This window comes from Algoriphagus aestuariicola (genome assembly GCF_017254835.1).
Taxonomy (GTDB): Bacteria; Bacteroidota; Bacteroidia; order Cytophagales; family Cyclobacteriaceae; genus Algoriphagus; species Algoriphagus aestuariicola.
Genome location: NZ_JAFKCW010000001.1, coordinates 530,040 through 546,795, shown reverse-complemented (window position 1 = coordinate 546,795; position 16,756 = coordinate 530,040). Strand labels below are relative to the sequence as shown.

13 protein-coding genes are annotated in these 16,756 nt (G+C 48.7%); 8 read left to right on the top strand and 5 right to left on the bottom strand.

From position 1 onward, the window contains the following. Window positions 1-338 precede the first annotated feature (338 nt). From J0A67_RS02265 to J0A67_RS02255, 3 genes are all read left to right on the top strand, one after another. Window positions 339-1,457: a hypothetical protein gene (locus J0A67_RS02265; RefSeq protein WP_206567649.1), complete on the top strand. Its 1,119-nt coding sequence runs from the start codon at window positions 339-341 to the stop codon at window positions 1,455-1,457. Then, window positions 1,457-2,563 carry an Ig-like domain-containing domain gene (locus J0A67_RS02260; RefSeq protein ID WP_206567648.1) on the top strand — a complete coding sequence of 369 codons (1,107 nt, stop codon included), beginning with the start codon at window positions 1,457-1,459 and terminating at the stop codon, window positions 2,561-2,563. The genes J0A67_RS02265 and J0A67_RS02260 overlap by 1 nt, the downstream gene beginning before the upstream one ends. Before the next feature lie 101 nt (window positions 2,564-2,664). Then, window positions 2,665-3,930: an NAD(P)/FAD-dependent oxidoreductase gene (locus tag J0A67_RS02255; protein ID WP_206567647.1), complete on the top strand. Its 1,266-nt coding sequence runs from the start codon at window positions 2,665-2,667 to the stop codon at window positions 3,928-3,930. A 57-nt stretch (window positions 3,931-3,987) separates the two neighbouring features. Here J0A67_RS02255 and ffh read toward each other — a convergent pair whose 3' ends face one another. After that, on the bottom strand, window positions 3,988-5,328 hold the full coding sequence (ffh, locus tag J0A67_RS02250; RefSeq protein WP_206567646.1) for a signal recognition particle protein: 1,341 nt from the start codon (window positions 5,326-5,328) through the stop codon (window positions 3,988-3,990). A gap of 275 nt (window positions 5,329-5,603) precedes the next feature. Between ffh and J0A67_RS02245 the strand changes: the two genes are divergently transcribed. The 3 genes from J0A67_RS02245 to J0A67_RS02235 are packed head-to-tail and all read left to right on the top strand — an operon-like array spanning window position 5,604 to window position 9,273. Further along, the gene (locus J0A67_RS02245; protein ID WP_206567645.1) at window positions 5,604-8,018 is read left to right on the top strand and encodes a YfhO family protein; all 2,415 of its coding nucleotides are present in this window, start codon (window positions 5,604-5,606) and stop codon (window positions 8,016-8,018) included. Next, window positions 8,005-8,736 (top strand): class I SAM-dependent methyltransferase, encoded by a 732-nt coding sequence (locus J0A67_RS02240; RefSeq protein WP_206567644.1) that lies wholly within the window; start codon window positions 8,005-8,007, stop codon window positions 8,734-8,736. Before J0A67_RS02245 ends, J0A67_RS02240 begins: the two co-directional genes overlap by 14 nt. Before the next feature lie 12 nt (window positions 8,737-8,748). Beyond that, a complete protein-coding gene (locus J0A67_RS02235) occupies window positions 8,749-9,273 on the top strand; it encodes an FKBP-type peptidyl-prolyl cis-trans isomerase (protein ID WP_206567643.1) in 525 nt (174 codons plus the stop codon). Between the two features lie 343 nt (window positions 9,274-9,616). Here J0A67_RS02235 and J0A67_RS02230 read toward each other — a convergent pair whose 3' ends face one another. Then, the gene (locus J0A67_RS02230; RefSeq protein ID WP_206567642.1) at window positions 9,617-10,459 is read right to left on the bottom strand and encodes an alpha/beta hydrolase; all 843 of its coding nucleotides are present in this window, start codon (window positions 10,457-10,459) and stop codon (window positions 9,617-9,619) included. A gap of 208 nt (window positions 10,460-10,667) precedes the next feature. On the opposite strand from J0A67_RS02230, the gene J0A67_RS02225 reads away from it, so the two are divergent. Continuing rightward, entirely contained in the window at window positions 10,668-11,252 is a 585-nt protein-coding gene (locus tag J0A67_RS02225) for a hypothetical protein (protein WP_206567641.1), read from the top strand. A 69-nt stretch (window positions 11,253-11,321) separates the two neighbouring features. Here the strand turns inward: J0A67_RS02225 and J0A67_RS02220 are convergent, their stop codons facing one another. The 3 genes from J0A67_RS02220 to J0A67_RS02210 form a co-directional block, all read right to left on the bottom strand. Further along, window positions 11,322-13,595: a glycoside hydrolase family 20 protein gene (locus J0A67_RS02220; protein WP_206567640.1), complete on the bottom strand. Its 2,274-nt coding sequence runs from the start codon at window positions 13,593-13,595 to the stop codon at window positions 11,322-11,324. 257 nt (window positions 13,596-13,852) lie between these two features. Further along, entirely contained in the window at window positions 13,853-14,812 is a 960-nt protein-coding gene (locus J0A67_RS02215; protein ID WP_206567639.1) for an ABC transporter ATP-binding protein, read from the bottom strand. A gap of 128 nt (window positions 14,813-14,940) precedes the next feature. Next, window positions 14,941-15,288 (bottom strand): MmcQ/YjbR family DNA-binding protein, encoded by a 348-nt coding sequence (locus J0A67_RS02210; RefSeq protein ID WP_206567638.1) that lies wholly within the window; start codon window positions 15,286-15,288, stop codon window positions 14,941-14,943. Window positions 15,289-15,757: 469 nt separating this feature from the next. On the opposite strand from J0A67_RS02210, the gene J0A67_RS02205 reads away from it, so the two are divergent. Further along, complete coding sequence (locus tag J0A67_RS02205; RefSeq protein ID WP_206567637.1) at window positions 15,758-16,597, top strand: TlpA family protein disulfide reductase; 840 nt, start codon at window positions 15,758-15,760, stop codon at window positions 16,595-16,597. Window positions 16,598-16,756 lie beyond the last annotated feature (159 nt).

The following is a 16,756-nucleotide window of genomic DNA, read 5'->3' as shown; positions in this document are numbered from 1 at the left end:
TTGCTAACAATCACGGGCAGTAGCTCGGGGCAGGCTGAGCTAGTCGAAGCCTAATTAACTAAGATTTCAAAAGATCACCTTTCGACTACGCTCAAGGTGACACAGATACTATCTACCTCATTTTGTATTTCACAGAACATTGAAGATTCAGGGTTATCATTCCTACATTTTCAAACACGCCGAAATCCACAGCCTAGACGATGGGCAAAAAACTGCAAATCCCCATGCCCATCCAACAGACTTGCCCTGGCCCCGCTTATCCAATTCGCCTTTGAATCGAGGCATTTTTTGCATAAATTCCTTATTCACAATTAGATAAAACATAAACCCTGCATACCATGAAAAAGTATTTGACAATTTTTGGAGTAGGCGCACTGATCGCGGTGATCGCCGCATTCACATTTCGTACCGAAGAGTCGCCCTATCGAATGAAAGTGGGCACACCAGAGATTAAATCCATTACCTCCCTTGCCTTTGGTCCAGACGGAATTCTGTTTATCGGTGACTCTAAGAGCGCTTCTGTCTTCGCCGTCAACACGAAAGACGCCGGCAATTCAGAGGCAAAAGCAATAGAAGTAGCAGGAATAGACAAGAAAATTGCCGGAATGCTTGGTACGACCGCGGATAACGTTTCCATCCTGGACATGGCCGTAAACCCAATCTCAAAAAACGTCTATTTGGCTATACAGTCTGGGGATGGCACTCCGGTATTGCTCAGAATGGATGGTGATACCTTTTCGCCAGTTCCCTTGAAAGACGTTGAATTTGACGCCGTCGTGCTTAACAATTCCCCAGCCGAAGATGCTAAGGATGGAAGAGGAAGACCTTTGCGCGTCTCCTCGATTTCCGACTTGGGATATGCAGATGGCAAACTACTTGTGAGCGGCCTCTCAAATCAGGAGTTTAGTTCCACTTTCAGAAGCATTCCTTTTCCTTTTACCGGCAAAGAAGACTACGCCTCCTTGGAAATTTTCCATGCCGCACATGGCAGATACGAAACTACCTCTCCGATCAAGACTTTCACCACGGCTGAGGTAAACGGAAAAGAATATCTAATCGCGAGTTACACCTGCACCCCTTTAGTACTCTTCCCTATGGATGAATTGAAAGCCGGCACCCACGTGAAGGGCAGAACCATCGCGGAAATGGGCAGTGGAAACCAGCCTTTGGATCTTGTAAATATGGAGAAAGACGGCAAATCTTACCTAGTGATGTCCAACTCCAATCGGCCTGTATTCCGCGTCAACTTTGAGGATATAGAAAGTTTTGAGGGCTCTCTTACGGAGCCTGTCACCGCCAACTTTGCCACCGATGGAGTGGATTTCGTTTCGATGCCGATGACGAATGTATTGCAACTGGACAAGATGACGGACGATACCATGGTGATCTTGCAACGCAAATCCAATGGTTCTTTGGATCTTTGGACTAGCGAAAAAGCGGAGCATTTACTGAGATAATGGCTTTCAAACTCATTTCGATCAGGTTGTTTTTTGCGAACAGCCTGATTTTTTTTGGCATATTTCTGAGCCTATCCTGTACGAAAGAACCACAGGATGAGATTTCCATCCTTTGGGAGGACGAGCGAGCGTTAGGACTGATCCTGCCGTCTGGCCTGGTAGAAAATCCCGAACAGGCCTATTTTACCATCCATCTTTCTGGAAACAGTGACAATCCCCCAATCCTGGGAGACCTTATCCAAAGCGAGAGCGGCTTCCTCTTTACCCCACTTATCCCCCTTACGAGAGGACAGACTTACGAAGTACGCTACGAAGGTGCCTCAATCGGACAAATTTCTATCCCTCAATTGTCCGAGGAGGGAGCAAAGCTGGAGGTAATGGAAATCTATCCTACCCAAAACCTCCTCCCAGAAAACCTGCTTAAATTCTTTGTCAAATTTTCAAAGCCCATGCGAGAGGGGAAGTCGTCAACTAACGTGTTCCTCTTGGACAGTAATAAAGACACGCTTGAAGGTGCCTTTTTAGACCTGCAGCCCGAGCTTTGGAACGAGGATCAAACGCTGCTTACGCTATGGCTGGATCCAGGCCGGATCAAACGTGATCTGATCCCCAATCTAGAAATGGGAGCCCCTTTGACTAAGGGAGAATCCTACAACCTCGTCATATCGGCTCGCTGGAAAGGCAAAAATGGAGGAGAACTTGGCCAAAGCTTTAGCAAGAAATTTACGGCAAGCGCGAGAGACAGCATATCACCTGAACCTGATTCTTGGGTGATGGACATTCCAAAGGCAGACACCAATGCAGCCCTCACTTTAGATTTTCTGGAAGCATTGGACTTCAGCTTGCTAACCAATGTCTTCACCATCAAGAATGCCGCAGGGCGAGCCATTCAGGGGAATTGGAAAATCGGAATTGAGGAAAAAAGCATCCAGTTTATCCCAAAAGACCCCTGGTCAAGAGGGCAATATGTGATCGAAATTGAGAGCAGACTGGAGGACTTAGCAGGAAACAACCTCAATCGCCTTTTTGAAACAGACCTTCTCAATCGCTCTGAATCCGATTTACCCTCGGACATTAAGCGTCTGGAGTTTGAAATCAAGGATTGAATCTTGATCCGACCAATACATACCAAAGTCCTGGGTGACTAATATCACAGCTATTGTCTGGGAAAAAGAGCAGCTTCGGATTGATCCAAACTTGCCCTACCGTGAAAACCCATTTCCAGATCCTCATCATTGGCGGAGGAACCGCCGGCATCACCCTCGCCGCCCAGCTGAAGCTCAAGGATGCCTCTCTTGACATCGGATTGATCGAACCCTCAGACAAGCATTATTACCAGCCAGCTTGGACCTTGGTTGGAGCAGGCACATATGATTTCAAAGACACGGAAAGAAAGGAGGCGGACTATATCCCTAAAGGCGTAACCTGGATACAGGACAAAGCCACGGCTATAGAGCCAGATCAAAATTGTGTTGGGACCAAAAATTCCGGAAAATTCACCTATGACTTCTTGATTCCCGTTCCTGGATTATTCATGGCCCCCGAGCTGCTACCAGGTTTGACTGAGATCCTAGACAAAGGCGTGGTTTGTTCTATCTATACCAACCCAGAGCATACTTGGGACGTGTTGCAAAAATTCAAAGGAGGTAACGCGGTATTTACCCAGCCCACCACACCAATCAAGTGCGGGGGAGCTCCGCAAAAAATCATGTATTTGGCGGAGGACTATTTTAGAAAAAAAGGAATCCGAGATCAAACAAACGTACTCTACGCGACGCCGGGCACGATTATTTTCGGAGTACCTGACTTCGCGAAGACGCTGAACAAGATCATCCATGATCGAGACATCATCTTCAAGCCCTTTTATGCCCCTGAAAAAATCGATTCTGAAAAGCAGGAGATCACATTCAAATACTCTAAACCTGGGGAAAGCAACTGTACCATCATGGAAGGGAATCCACTTGGAGAAGAATTGATCGGGGCACTGGAAATCAAAGTCCACTATGACATGCTGCATCTCGCGCCTCCACAAACGGCGCCCAAATTTGTCCAGGAATCCAAACTCTCCATTCAGGAAGGTCCGGGAAAAGGCTGGATCGATGTGGACATCCACACCATGCAGCATAAGCGTTTCCCCAATGTCTTTTCGCTCGGCGATGTCGCCCATCTCCCAACGGCAAAGACCGGAGCGGCAATCCGAAAACAGGCTCCAGTCTTGGTAGAAAACCTACTTTCCCTGATCAAGACCGGAACAGTGGGACACAAATCCTACGAGGGGTATTCTTCATGCCCCATAGTCACCCGATACGGGCGAATGGTTTTGGCGGAGTTTAAGTACGACAACGTCCGGGACAGCGATCCTCTGATCTCCAAATTTGTGGACACCACCAAAGAGCAATACAGCATGTGGCTCCTTAAAAAATATGGACTTCCTTTTATGTATTGGAATCTGATGCTCCGCGGCAAAGCTTGACAGACCAATTCAGAATAGCCCAAACAAAAAGAGCGGAATCACTTCCGCTCTCTTCGTTTATCGTTTTCCCATTCCGGGAGGCATCATGCGGCTCATCGCCTGCTTGGCTCCTCCCATCTTGTTCATCTGCTTCATGAGCTTTCGCATGTCGTCAAATTGCTTCATCAGGTTGTTTACCTCTATGATTGTTCTACCCGAACCATCAGCGATACGCTTTCTTCTTCTTCCATCGATGATATCCGGATTCTGACGCTCCTTTGGAGTCATACTGCGGATGATTGCTTCGATAGGCTTGAAAGAATCGTCATCGATATCCATGCCTTTCATCGCTTTGCCCATGCCCGGGATCATGCCAATCAGGTCTTTGATATTCCCCATCTTTTTCACCTGCTCGAGCTGGGAAAGGAAATCGTCAAAGTTGAAGTTGTTCTGGCGGATTTTGGCATTGATTCGCTTGGCTTCATCCTCGTCAAAAGACTGCTGGGCACGCTCCACGAGGGAGATTACGTCACCCATGCCGAGGATACGCTGGGCCATACGATCCGGGTGAAAAATGTCCAGATTCTCCATCTTCTCGCCTGTGGAGATGAACTTAATGGGCTTGTTTACCACGTGGCGGATGGAAATGGCCGCACCACCGCGAGTATCACCGTCGAGTTTGGTCAGTACGACTCCGTCAAAGTTCAGTCTCTCGTCAAAGGTCTTCGCAGTATTCACCGCATCCTGACCGGTCATCGAATCGACCACAAACAAAGTTTCGGAAGGATTGAGGGCCTTTTTCAGCTCCTCGATCTCTTTCATCATCTGCTCGTCCACGGCCAGACGACCCGCGGTATCGACCACTACGGTCTTTTTGCCTGTCTTTTTGGCATAGGCAATCGCATTATTAGCGATCTGAAGGGCGTTTTTGTTTTCAGGTTCGGCATAGACTTCCACTCCTATCTGCTCACCCAAAACCTTCAGCTGGTCAATCGCCGCAGGTCGATAGATATCGCAAGCAACCAACAACACCTGTCGGCCCTGTCTTTTCAGCAAGCTTCCCAATTTGCCGGTGAAGGTAGTCTTTCCCGAACCCTGCAAACCAGAGATCAAAATCACCGCAGGATCGCCGCTTAGTTTGATGTCCACCTTGGAGCCGCCCATGAGCTTGGTGAGCTCCTCTTGGGTGATCTTCACCAAGAGCTGTCCTGGAGAGACAGAGATCAATACGTCGCGGCCCATGGCCTCGTCCTTGATCTTGTCGGTGACTTCCTTGGCTACTTTATAGTTAACGTCGGCATCGATCAGGGCTCTCCTGATTTCCTTTACGGTGGATGCTACGTTGATTTCGGTGATTTTCCCGGTTCCCTTTAGGGTCTTGAAAGCCCGGTCCAGCTTCAAACTTAAATTGTCAAACATTCGGCTCTGCGTCTATTTGCTGCAAAAGTAATGATTTTGGGGGTTTGGAATGAAAAATAAATGGGATTATCCGTGTATGGAGAACGGGAGGTCATGGTGTTGGAAGTTCGATATCGGATGTCTGATGTCCGATGTAGAGGGCTGTGCATCTTAGCTTGCCGAAGCATCCCGATTTTCTAGTCTCCCGACATCCCAGCTCCCAAACTTCCCAGCCCCCCAGCCAATCCTTTCCTACGAAATCCCTATTTTGCAGGCTAAATTTTGAAAACCGGTTCATGAAGCTCAATTTTCAGAAAGACCTGCTTCCCCACCTGCTGGGAATACTTCTTTTCTACCTCATCGTCGTACTGTATTTCTCCCCCATGGTATTCGACGGCAAGATCATCTTCCAAGGCGACATCCTCCAGTGGGAAGGCTCGGCCAAGGCCGTGCTCGACTACCGCGCGGAGACTGGGGAACAAGCGCTCTGGACCAACAGCATGTTTGGCGGAATGCCCTCCTACTTCGTGAGCTTGGAATTCCCCGGAGACCTGACCAATGCGCTGATCAAAGTACTGACATTTGGGCTTCCCCACCCGATCAATGGCTTGTTTTTCGGAATGCTAGGCATGTATATTTTGCTGCTCAGCTTCAGAGTTCGGCCTGTCTTCTCCATCGCCGGAGCTATCGCCTTTTCTTTCAACACTTACAACCTGCTTTCTCTGGAGGCTGGACACAATGCCAAAATCTGGGCAGTCTGCCTGATTCCGCTGATCTTGGCCGGTATCCATTTGGCCTTTGAGCGAAAAAGAATCCTCGGCGCAGCCCTGCTCGCTTTGGGGCTTTTGCTTCAGCTGAAATTCAACCACCTGCAGATCACCTACTACACGTTGATTATCTCGGTGATTTATGTGGTAGTCAGACTGGTTTTTGATTGGAAAGAAGAGGGGATTGCCAGCCTTTCCAAGTCCTTGGCCTTCCTCGTGCTCGGAGCAATCTTGGCAGTAGGCGGCAATATCGGCAGACTCGCAACCGCTTTGGAATATAGCCCCTATTCTACCCGGGGCAATGCCACGCTGGAAACCCAATCTGCCGGGCTCGACCGGGATTATGCCTTTGGCTGGTCCAATGGCATTGTGGAAACTCTGACATTGATCGTTCCCGATTTCTACGGAGGTGGCAGCAATACGCCCCTTCCCAAAGATTCCGCTTCGGAAAAGGCCCTCCGCGGACAGGGAATCGACGCCGCCCAAGTCAACGGTTTCGTACAGGGCGCGCCAACTTATTGGGGCGACCAACCTTTCACCGGCGGCCCCATGTACGGCAGTGTGATTTTGGTTTTCCTCGCCATTTTGGGGATTTGGGCTGCGCCAAAAGAAAGCCTCATCACCTTTGGCACCATCATCATTCTTTCCCTAATGCTGAGCTGGGGCAAAAACCTGGCTTGGTTCAATTACCTGCTTTTCGACATTTTGCCTGGCTACAACAAGTTCCGTGCAGTCTCCATGGCGTTGGGCATGACGCTGTTTGCCATTCCGGTTTTGGGCATGATCTCTCTGGAAAGGTTGGCGAAAAAAGGCGAACTCAAGCCTCTGCTCTACGCTGGGGGAATCGTCGGAGGACTGACGCTCATCTTGGCGGTGGCTTCCGGGGCTTTCTTCCGCTTTGAAGGAGCTGGTGATGCCAATCTCCCCGAATGGCTGGTGACCGCCTTGAAAAGCGACCGCAAAGCCATGCTTTCCGCGTCCGCTTGGAAAAGCTTCGCCTTCGTCGCCGTGACGGCAGGCTTGGTTTATTTTTATATCAAAGGAAAAATATCCGACCTCATCCTCGGTACGGCGTTGATCGCGCTTATTACCCTCGACGTCTGGACGATCAACAGAAGATATCTCAACGGGGACTCCTTCCAAGGCAATCCTTCCCGACAGTTTTTCGCTGAGACGCCCGCTGAAAAATCCATCGCGGCCGATCATGGCTACTTCCGCGTCCTGCCGCTCACCGAGGGACTGACCACAGGTGCACGCACCGCCTACCGATTCAACAGCCTCGGAGGCTACCACGGTGCCAAGCTCAGACGCTATCAGGATCTGGTGGAAAACAGCCTGCAACCTGAGCTGGAAGCCTTTATCGCCAAGGCCCAAGAGGGAACCTTTGACTGGGAAAATGTCGGAGTGATGAACATGCTCAACACCAAATACCTCATCGCAGGATCGGAAGCAAACACGGTTTTTGAAAACCCCGAAGCCAACGGCCCTGCCTGGGTGCCTTCGGAAATCATCCCCGTACAGTCCAACAATGAGGAAATCGCGCTCCTAGGAGAGATCGACACTAAAGCACAGGCGACGCTAAATGCGGGGGAATTTGGAAACGTCTCAGCGGGAGCTGGACAAGTAACTTTGACTTCCAATTCTCCGAATGAGCTGAAATACCAAGCTTCTATGACACAGGGTGGACTGGTCGTGTTTTCAGAAATCCACTACCCCAAGGGCTGGGCTGCGACTATCGATGGAAAGGAAGTTCCCATCCTTCGCGTGGACTATCTCCTGCGCGGATTGGAAATTCCAGCGGGAGATCACGAAGTAGTCTTTACCTTTGCGCCTTCCAGCTACTATGCAACCAAGACGCCCATGGTGATTTTCCAATACCTCATCGTGCTGACGCTTCTGGCTGGCCTTTACCTATCATACAAAGAATCCCATGCAAGCGCCTAAGGAAGACCAAAAAGACCAAGTGGTGAGCTTCTATGACCAGTTTGCTGAGAAGCAGCAAAAGACCGGAATCAACTCCCGTCACCTGAGTATCCTCGACAATGTCAAGCAGGCAGGACTAAAATCTGAACACAAAATCCTGGAAGTGGGCTGCGGCATTGGCACGGTATCGCATCTCTTGGCCACCCAGGTACCCCAAGGTGAAGTCTTGGCCGTGGACATTTCCCCGGAAAGTATAGAGAAAGCCAAGGTGCTTTGGAAGTCCCAAACCAACTTGAATTTCGAAGTGTCGGATATGTCGGACTTTGACAAAAAGGGCAAAACCTTTGACTTCTTCGTTTTTCCAGATGTGCTGGAGCACATTCCCGTAGACCAGCATTTCCGCCTCTTCCAAAATATCCAAAAGCATTCCCATCCCGATTCGGTGATCTTTATCCATATCCCCGCGCCGCGATACCTGCAGTGGATGATAGACAACGAACCCCAAAAGCTACAGGTGATTGACCAGCCATTAGATTCCGGCGACCTGATCAAGAGTATCACCGCCAATGGCTTTTACTTGGAAAAGATGGAAACTTATCCCCTTTTCTATGAAGAAAAGGACTATCAATACTTTGTCTTCCGCGCAGCAAAACCCCTCCAAAGCTCCACTCCACGCAGTAAATGGACCGTGTTAAAAGAGCGGATTCAAATACGCCTGAAATACGGCCTAACCAAATAACATCAGAGAACCATGAAAATACAGGAAAACAAAGTGGTAGGCCTGACCTACGAACTCAAGGTGAGCAAGCTGGAGGACGAGATTGAGTCGGCTCCATTTAGCGTGGAAATCCGCGAAGAAGACGATCCCTTTTACTTTCTATTCGGGCAGAGTGGCCTTCCGGAAAAATTCGAGGAGCTTCTTGCCGGCAAAGTTGACGGAGAGGACTTTTCCTTTTCCATCCCTGTGGACGGAGCATATGGTGAACCGGACGATGAACTGGTCATCACACTTCCGAAAAGCCAGTTTTCCGGCGAAAGAGGCTTCTCTCCAGAAATGCTGGAGGAAGGCAATTTCCTTCCCCTGATGGACGAAAATGGCTACAGCATGCAGGCCAAAGTCCTAAAAGACCTGGGAGAAAACCTCCTTCTGGACTTCAACCATCCCCTGGTAGGCTTCGACCTCCACTTCGAAGGAAAGATCATCGAAGTACGCGAAGCGACCAAAGAGGAAATCGCCCACGGCCATGTGCACGGCGAGTATGGGGAGCATGACTAGCAGTTTGCAATGGTCAGTGAGCATAAAGTCTGAAAGCTAAACTTTGAAAGCTGAAAGCCTGACAAGGCTAGGGAGTTTGCAGGCTGGCTTAACAAACACTAGAACTCAACTCCAGAAACAGAAAAACCGGACGGGTAGTCGTCCGGTTTTCTCTTTTTTTTAAAGACTGGCTTGAGAGCTCTGCACCCTTATGACCGATTTCTAAGAAATCAGCAAGTCGGCTGTAGCCATGGAAGCTGACAGGCGAAAATTCGACGGAAAGCTTATGTCCAACCTGAAGTTTAGGTACTGGTTCGCGAACTTGTTGCGGAGTCCTATTGGTAATTTGGAATACCGCCTCCTACTATTCAATTTCTATTATCGGTTCCTCCTTTAGATATCCGAGTGACTGCAAAAACCTGTCGGCCTCTGAAAGAGTCTTTTTATAGTATTCAAAGTTGCTGTAATTGAAGAACCCGTGATTTTGTCCTTCATACAGATAAAGATCACAGCGGCTGTCCACTTTCTCCATGACTTTTTGATAGCAATGGGCAGTTTCGACCGGTATCAGATTGTCATGGGTCCCCAGAAATAAAACCGTCGGTGGTGCCCCTCTTTTTATGTTGTGAAGCGGCGAAAAGCTCTTGTAGGCATCTCCGATTCGCTCATACCCGAAGCCACCCGGCCCATTGTCAATGACCGGATTGAAAAGCACCAGGACATTTGGGACACAGCTCACCGAAATATCATCGGCCTCTTCATTGAAATCTTTTATCAATGCGGTGGCTGCCGCCAGATGTCCACCCGCAGAACCGCCGGCAGCTACAATTCTTGCGGTATCAATATGGAATTCCCCTGCATTTTCCCTAATGAACCGAATCGCCGATTTGGCATCTTTCAGGGACTCAAAAGGCGTGGTTTGCTGTCGATTTCTTACTCTGTAGTCCACGAGAAAACAAACCATCCCTCTTTGGGAAAAATACATGGCTTGAGGCTCAAACTGCTTGATCGAGCCACTATTCCAACCACCTCCGAAAAAGAAAACCATCGCAGGATATTTCTCCGCGGCTTCTATGGTTTTTGGACGAAATACCTCCATAAACAACTTAACCGAATCAATCTGCTTGTATAAGACTTGTTCTTGGGAATAACCAGATAGACAAGCAATCCACGCGATAAGGATGGTCAAAATAAACCTTCTATACATCGTATTCCTTTTTAAAGTGAGGAGCAAAATGCTATCCACACTTCCTGAACCTACATAAAACTCTTGAACAAAGAAACAGTGAATGTAAAGACCCAGACAGGCGACCAAGGCTCTTTTCTTTTTTACATGGCCTGGTTTTCAACAAACTGTAACCCATTCCCCCTGCTTTGCATCTAAGCATCAAACCCTAGTCACCTCAAAACATTCAATGCAGGAAAAATCCAACTTAAACTTCCAGCTCGCATGCCTGATACTAGGCCAGCTGCTTTTTTCATGTTCCACTTTCTTCTGGACCGAGTCTGGCACCTACTCGGTCAATTCCGCCACCTTTATGTTCCTTTCCATGGTCTTTTGGGCTCTGGGATTCGTCGGACTCTTCGGACAGCTTTCTTCCCAGTTACCCATTTATTCCAGAATAGGACTGCTTTATGCGCTCTATGGCGCATTTGGGGGCTCTGCCTTTGCCATGGAAGGACTTTTTATAGAAGTATTCGGACTCAGCGAAAAGGCAGGAGTAGAAGCGTCCGAATCTTTTCCGCTCGCACTCAATCTGATCATGTACCAAAGTGGACCCGCATTCCCCTTGTCTCTGTTGATTTTGGGGATAGTCCTGGCTTACAAAAAGAAGGTCAATTGGGTTTCAGGCTTACTGCTTTCCTCCTCCGGCCTTGCCTTTCCACTCGGAAGAATACTTCGAAAAATAGAAGTCGCCCATCTAACGGATTTCCTGTTGCTGGTCGCCGTACTTTGGATTTCCCTTCAGCTTAGGAAAAGAGCTGCAAACAAAGTCTGAGAAAAAATTGGGGTAGCAAATCTTTTACTAATTCAATTTACCACCCACTTGAATCGGATTCCCTTGGGGTCAATTAATCACCAGCTCGTCAGTAAAGATGAATGCCCGCCGGCCATTGATCGCCCTGACCTGGACATATCTCGCTTGGGTATTTTCCAGGCTTCCCGCAAAATCCTTGAAGATTAAGCCCTTTTGATCTCTGGGGATATCGTTGGCAAGCTGGAGCACGGGTTGGAAGTTCTCACCATCGATCGATACCGACACGATCACCGAATCGGGAATAAAAATCCCGGGGCCGATATTTTGAAGAAAACTGGCCGAGAAGCTGTGTAGCTCCTGCACTTTTCCCATATCAACTGTCACGTCAATATGGTTGGTAAAGCCCTGCCACTTGCCATCTCCATTCTCTTTCCCTCCACGAAGCCCATCGGTAAAACTACCCGCGTCCCCCGCAGGATAAGCCGTATTCCAGGGAGTTTGGTAAGTGACTTTCTTGCCGATAGCCTTGTGGTAATCCACCTTTCTGCTGAGAATCGGCTCTTTAGCTTGACCGTTCTCGAAGATCGCTGCCTTGACTTCAGCGCTTCCTGATACATAAAACTCCCCGGTATACAAGTTGGATTCGGTCGTCGGCTCGGTCCCGTCCGTCGTGTAGTAGATCGTCGGCTTGACCAGCTCACTTTCCAAAACAACCCCGATTTGCTGATTGACCGTGTCTACTTGTAAGAAGGTCATTAGTTCCTTGGTAACCTCGTAGCTGTATTTTACGCCCAATTGATCCAAGCGGAGCAGCTGGCTTTGGAGTCTTTCCTTGAAGCCATCCCAATTGTGAACTTCTCTTGGTGACCAAGCCCTTTCGGAAAGTGCGAGAAGCTTCGGGAAAATAATCGCATCGGCCAAAGCTTCCGAAGGAACCGTTTCGGTCCATACGCAGGCTTGAAGTCCATAGGCTAGGTACTTCTTATCCTCAGGATAGTGGTTGCCAAAGAATTCGAAATGGTAGATCGGATACATCTGGGCGTCCAGTCTGGAGAAATACATGGGATTGCCCGGTGTATAGATCATGGGATTGCCATTTTTCGCTACGCGGTTTTGTACTCCTCCGGCCCAATTTCTCCAATACATCACATAAAGGCTTGAATCCACGCCCGGATGAATGGCGTCATCCCAAACGATCACCTCTTTGCCTTTGCTTTTGATAAAATCCGTCACCCGGTTTACAAAGTAACTCTGCAATTCCTCCACGTTTTTCATGCCTTCGGCTACCATCAAGTCCTGACAAGCTTTGGACTCCTCCCAAGTGGACTTCTCCACCTCATCGGCTCCGATATGGATGTATTTGGAAGGAAAGATATCCATCACCTCAATCAGGACGCCTTCCACAAACTCATAGACTTTCTCATTTCCGGGACAGAGCGGGGTCGAAAACACCTTGCCCCAGCCCGCGCTGCCAGTGCATGCCAGCTCTGGATAGACTTTGATCGCAGCCATCATGTGGCCCGGCATGTCTATCTCGGGAATGATCTCTATGTGTCGCGACTGCGCATACTCCACCAGCTCGCGCATTTCTTCTTGAGTGTAGAATCCACCATACTCGGTCACGCCGTTGCGCTCTCGCAGGTGTTTGGGTTCGAGGTTGAAGCGGGGATCCTCTTTTGCTTTTTCTATGCAGACCGAATCCTGGTTGTTGAAAGTCCGCCAGGCGCTTTCTTCGGTCAATCGAGGGTATTTTTTGATCTCCAGTCTCCAGCCTTGGTCATCGGTGAGGTGGAGATGAAGCTTATTCATCTTGTAAAGCGCCAAAAGGTCTACATAGCGATGGAGATAGTCCATGGAGAAAAAGTGCCTGGAAACGTCCAAGTGCATCCCTCTCCAGGCTATGCTCGGCTGATCGGAGATAGCCAGCAGGGGAATCGGGATTTCAGTGGCGTATTTTTCTCCCTCCAAGTCCGCCGGCATCAACTGTCTCAGGGTCTCAATCGCGTAAAAGATCCCCTGTGCATCACCGGCTTTCAGGGAAATCTTGTCCTCGGTAATTTCCATCTGATAGGACTCAGGCTGGCTGAGTTCAGCGGAATAAATCAGCTCAATTTGGTTGGGTCCCTCTGTGCTGGACAATTCGGAACCGAGCATTTCCTCCAAAGTACTTTGGAGAAAAGTTACTTCATTGCCAAAATGCCCCTCGTCCGAGACGATCAGCTGCGTGGATGAACTGAGCTTAAACGCTCCTTTTTTGACTTCCAGCCGGGCGGGCTGGGGCACCACGGCCACTTCGGGCTGGGCACTTGGACTGCAGGCCGATCCGATCAGGAGGGCAAGCAGAAAAAACGGGACATACTTCAAGGGTAATCGGAATCTTAAATGAGGGGTAAAGATAGAAAAGCGGAGCAGTTTTCGGTAGGAAGTCTCAGTTATCGGTCGACCCGCTTAAAACAAATCGCTCTAGCTCCTTTGAGAAGGTGGAGTTGTATTGATCGTTACTTCGATCAATTACATGCAGAATTGGACGCCACTACCAGAGAGTGATCATTTAACTTCTTGACGTTTCCAGACTCCCCCTTTCCTGAAGGGGTGCTGGGTATTTCCTTCAATCTAAAGTATCACCCTTTCAGCACCAGCACCTTTTCCTCATCAAAATGCAGGTAAACCCGATCTCCAACCTGATACTTGCGAAAGGGATCATCAACTTCCCATACATCCCCGCCATCTTTCAGACGAACTAGCAAGGAATTATAATGCACCAAAAAGCGCTGGTCGACCACATGTCCCAGCAGCTCCCCCTTGGTGCGGAGCCGCACGTCAGCTGGGCGTATATAGCTGTCAAAACGGCCAGGGATCAGATTGATCGGTGAAAAAAGCCGGGCCACATAGCGCGTTTTCGGATGGAGACACAGCTCCCGAGAATTGCCTTTTTGCACCACCTTCCCCTTTTGGAGAATCAAAATGGTGTCCGTGAGGCGTAGGGCATCGTCAAGGTCATGGGTCACAAAGATCACCGTCGTTCCAGACTCCTGCAGCAGCTCTTTCAATTCAAAGATCAGCCGGTGTTTCTGTATCGTGTCCAGGTGGCTGAAGGGTTCGTCCAGCAACAACACCTCCGGCTCCACCGCCAAGGCTTGGGCAATCGCCACCTTTTGCTGCTGCCCACCACTCAAGTTTCGGGGCAGGCGATCCCGATAGCGATCCAGCCCAAACTGCATCAGCAGCTTTTCCACCCGAGCTTTTCGATATCCCGGATCAAAGAGCAAGAGCGGGCGTGCGATGTTTTCTTCTATCGTCGTACTGGGCGAGAGCTGGTAGTCCTGGTGGATCAGCTTGATCTCATCGTATCCCGCGACCAGCTTCTCCTTGGGATTCAGAATCCGTGTATCCCCGAGCCAAACCTCGCCGCTGCTTTGGGTCAAAAGTCCGGCAGCGATGCGTAAAAGGGAGCTCTTGCCCGAACCACTTTCTCCCACCACGGCGATCATCTCCCCTTTCCCCAAATCCAGGGAAAATTCATGCAGGGCAGTTTGGGAAGCGTAGGCCTTGGTGAGTTTGCGGAGGGAAAAGTAGGACATTTTTAAGTGATCAGTAGGCAGAACCGAGATTCGATATTAATGGAAAAACCGGAAGGTTGAAAGTGATCAGTAGCTAGTCGCAGTTAGCAGATTACCTGCCGACCACCCAGACTGCCAACTGAGACTACTCATTGCAGACTGTCACGAACCTTCTTCGGCAAGCTCTCCCAGATCAGCGTGTAGCTATCTCTGGCGAGCTCCAGGATCAGGGGATCCGGTACATTGCCCTTGGTGGAGACCGAGTTCCACTGCTTCTTGTTCATGTGGTAGCCGGGTGTGATCCCCGGATATTGCTCCCGAAGCTCTATGGCCCGCTCAGGGTCGCATTTTAGATTCACATAGGGAAAAGTCTCCAGATCCATCAGGGCGAAAATCTTTCCTCCCACCCGAAAAACCAGCACATCCGGCCCAAAGGGCGTATCCTCGGTCACATTGGGCAGGGCAAGACAATAGTCGCGGAAGTAGTCTAGGGTCATATCGATATCGGATGTGGGATTTTGGATGCTTCGATTAATGTCACACTGAGCGGAGTCGAAGTGTCAGCACAGGTTTCTGATTTCACTTCATTGCGAAATCCAAATGACCGAAGCAATCTGCCTAATTTTCGAGAATTCAATATAGAATCCTAATCAAATGATCGTCAAATTAAAATAAACGGAGCAAATTAAAAGAATGGCTTGGCAAAAAGACTGTCGAAACCTATCTTGACTAAAGACCTTGGAACAAGCTGGCAAACAAACTCATTTGTCCGATGAATTCCTAGGAATTAGCACATGCAGCAAAACTCCCGTCTTTTGCCATACCCAAACTGATATCCGTAAGCTATGGTTACACTTCAATTTTTGATGGCTGAGATAGCAGTAACCTAAATTCATTAGAACACTTTAGCACATACATTCCCTTTCACAGCTTCGACCTTCTACAAACCCTAACTATTTTAAATCCATGAAAAACCGACAGACGATTTTCATCTTGTTTCTCCTGGTAGCCTTGGTTTCTTGCGGGGGAAAGTCTAAGGACAGCGAAAGCCCAGAAACGGTTGGGATTCTTGCTCCGAACGTAGATGTCAAGGAACTCCAATCCGACTTCATGAAATGGTGGACTTACCATTCACGTTCGATTTCTCTCTCATCGGATTTCGTGGGGTTTGACGAGCATTCGGACACGATTGGAAAGAAGGGTTTTTTGGAAAAATTGGGAACAGGCAAATACATACCTCTGAAGCTGGCCTCCGACAAGGGACGTGATACCTATCAACTTTATAGGCTTGACTGGTTTGCCCATGAAGGCATTGGACCAACGATTGAAAATGAATCGAAGACCAACCTCAATTATTTCACGATGGAAGGTGCGCCTTTTCCTGAATTTGACTTTACCGACCTGGTGGGGAATCACTACACCAGCCAAAACACTCAGGGCAAAACCCTGGTCCTGAAAACTTGGTTTATTGCCTGCAAACCCTGTTTGGAGGAGATTCCCAAGCTAAATGAATTAGTTGGAAAGTACAGCAATCAGGATGACCTGATGTTCATCAGCCTCGCCTTGGATTCCCAAGCTGAATTGGAGAAATTTTTGAAGAAGAAGAACTTTGATTATCAGGTAGTCGCGTCACAAGAAGAGCTTATCAAGGAAAAGCTGGAATTGCAGCTTTACCCTACCCACTTGATCGTGGACCAAAACGGATCCATTTCCAAAGTGTTCAATAAGGCATCGGACATGATCTTGTTTCTCGAAGATCAAATCAAACTGGCCGAAAAAAATCCATCATTTACCTCAGCGAGGTAATTTTCAATCAGGGGTTTCGGATATTAATACTGGTGGTTTTGTTGTCGTTACTTTTCTTAAATGTTGAGACTTTTGGCAGCATTTTTTTTCGGAAAAACTCAATAGACCTACTAGACGGAACCGCGAGATTTTCTACTACCGGAGGGAGTCCCATCACTG